General features: G+C 55.2%; 1 protein-coding gene. It reads right to left on the reverse strand.

All coding sequences use genetic code 11. The features are described 5' to 3' along the window. The coding region (locus U8U01_RS17195) for an MSCRAMM family protein (protein WP_322176809.1) at positions 1–1,142 on the reverse strand (1,142 nt) is incomplete at both ends.

Consider the following 1,142-nt stretch of genomic DNA (forward strand, 5'->3'; position numbering starts at 1 on the left):
GTGTAGTGCTTGTCGGTGCTAATCTCTTTGACATAGTAGCTGCCCAGAGGCAGGTCGGTGGCAAACACAGCGGAGCCATCTTCAGCACAATTTATGGTTTCAATCAGCCCATCAGCGGGGATTGCAGAACCGTCAGCGGCGGTGATATCCTCGGTAGCATACAGTCCAAACTGCACGGTGGCAATTTCGCCATTCATGCCAATCTCGAACCGCTCGTCCTGCTCCAGCACCTTATCGAGGCTGATTTTTATCTTCTGCCGGTCATCGTGGAGGGTAGTGCTGGCCTCGGTGATTTCAATTTCCTGCCCAGCGTAGGTCAACTCCACCAGATGCGTTTCTGTGTCCAACACCGTGCCAAAGGGGGCCTCCACTTCCCGCACCTGGTACTTCCCCAGGTAGAGGGGTTCGGTGGCAACGGGACCGTCCTGGGCGGTCGTAAGGGTGGATACCACCTCGCCCGCAGCATAGCGCAGGGTACCGTCCGGGGTGATGATGTCCTCGGCGGCTGTTACCTCATAGACTGCACCAGCCAACTGCTTTTCCTCGTAGACCGGCTGATAACTTGCAGGCAATTCGATTTCGTTGCCATCCTCATCTGTGGTCGCACCGCCCAGAGATGTGACGGAGGAGAACACCTCGCTCAGCTTGGTGATGCTGATTGTGCCTTTCTGCGGCATATTAGGCCGCTCAACTTGTACCACAGTAACGGTGCTTTCCTCGGTGGAATTGTCCGAGGTTATATCGAAATAGACAGGCTCAGAGTTCAGCACATAGCCGTAAGGGGCCTGCACTTCCACCAGGGAGTAGCCTGTGCCGTAGGGGAGGGATTCCGGTGTAATGAGCGTACCGTCATTAGTGGTGTAGAAGGTATCAATTTTGGTGACCGCCGGGTAGGTGAACTGCATGGTCACCAGTTGCCCGTTGGGGTCGTAAATCTGGAAACCAGCTCCGGCGTAGGGAATAGCCTTGCCGGTTTCCGCATCTGTCTTTATCACTTTGACGTAGCTGGTGAACGGCGCGTTATTGATGAGATACCGGTACACGCCGCCATCCTTATTGATGAACACCTCAAAATCTTTCATAAGCTCGCGCCCATCCCAGCCCTTGGTCTGGCGGACGGTGTACACACCATAGGGGAGCAG

The organism is Acutalibacter caecimuris (genome assembly GCF_034335085.1).
In the GTDB taxonomy this organism is placed as follows: Bacteria; Bacillota; Clostridia; order Oscillospirales; family Acutalibacteraceae; genus Acutalibacter; species Acutalibacter caecimuris.